General features: G+C 63.6%; 1 protein-coding gene. It reads left to right on the forward strand.

The window, feature by feature from the left end:
- Positions 1 to 1585, forward strand: a 1585-nt coding sequence (locus BVH01_RS15675; RefSeq protein WP_218189110.1) for an Ig-like domain-containing protein, incomplete at both ends; no start/stop codon positions are given.

Consider the following 1585-nt stretch of genomic DNA (forward strand, 5'->3'; position numbering starts at 1 on the left):
TGTGGTCGCAGGCGGGACTTACTCCGCTGATGTACCGGCTGGTTTGGTGGAGGGCTCCTACTCTGTAGATGCCAAGGTTACTGACGCCGCCGGCAACACCGGCTCAGCAACTGACAGCGGCGCCATCGACACCACCGCTCCGCTGATTACCGTCGATGCGCCGGCCGTCACCAACGACACCACGCCGACCATCACTGGGACGACCGATGCACCGGTGGGCAGCACCGTTACGCTGACTGTCACTCAGAACGGTTCAACCTTCACCGTTACCACGCCGGTTCTGGCTGGCGGTACTTACAGCGTCGAGCTTCCACAGCCGCTGGCTGAAGGCCCGTATTCCGTTGAGGCTCAGGTGACTGATCCGGCGGGCAATACCGGTTCGGCCAACGACAGCGGCGCCATCGACACCACCGCTCCGCTGATCACCGTCGATGCGCCGGCCGTCACCAATGACACCACGCCGACCATCACTGGGACGACCGATGCGCCGGTGGGCAGCACCGTTACGCTGACTGTCACTCAGAACGGTTCAAGCTTCACCGTTACCACGCCGGTTCTGGCTGGCGGTACCTACAGCGTCGAGCTGACTCAGCCGTTGGCGGAAGGCCCGTATTCTGTTGAGGCTCAGGTGACTGACCCGGCGGGCAATACCGGTTCGGCCAACGACAGCGGTGCCATCGACACCACAGCTCCGCTGATCACCGTTGATGCACCGGCCGTCACCAACGACACCACGCCGACCATCACCGGTACTACCGATGCGCCGGTGGGCAGCGTCGTTACGCTGACCATTACCCAAGGCACAACCGTACTGACCACCACGGCTACCGTGGTCGCAGGCGGGACTTACTCCGCTGATGTACCGGCTGGTTTGGTGGAGGGCTCGTACTCTGTAGATGCCAAGGTTACTGACGCCGCCGGCAACACCGGTTCGGCCAACGACAGCGGCGCCATCGACACCACCGCTCCGCTGATCACCGTCGATGCGCCGGCCGTTACCAACGACACCACGCCGACCATCACTGGCACGACCGATGCGCCGGTGGGCAGCGTCGTTACGCTGACCATTACCCAAGGCACAACCGTGCTGACCACCACGGCTACCGTGGTCGCGGGCGGGACTTACTCCGCCGATGTACCGGCTGGTCTGGTTGAAGGCCCGTATTCCGTTGAGGCTCAGGTGACTGATCCGGCAGGCAATACCGGTTCGGCGACCGACAGTGGCGCCATCGACACCACAGCTCCGCTGATCACCGTCGATGCGCCGGCCATCACCAATGACACCACGCCGACCATCACTGGGACGACCGATGCGCCGGTGGGCAGCGTCGTTACGCTGACTGTCACTCAGAACGGTTCAAGCTTCACCGTTACCACGCCGGTTCTGGCTGGCGGTACCTACAGCGTCGAGCTGACTCAGCCCCTGGCTGAAGGCCCGTACACTGTCGATGCGCAGGTAACCGATACCGCCGGCAACACCGGTTCGGCGACCGACAGTGGCGCCATTGACACCACAGCTCCGCTGATCACCGTTGATGCGCCGGCCGTTACCAACGACACCACGCCGACCATCACTGGGACGACC

It is taken from the genome of Pseudomonas sp. PA1(2017) (genome assembly GCF_001945375.1).
GTDB lineage: Bacteria > Pseudomonadota > Gammaproteobacteria > Pseudomonadales > Pseudomonadaceae > Aquipseudomonas.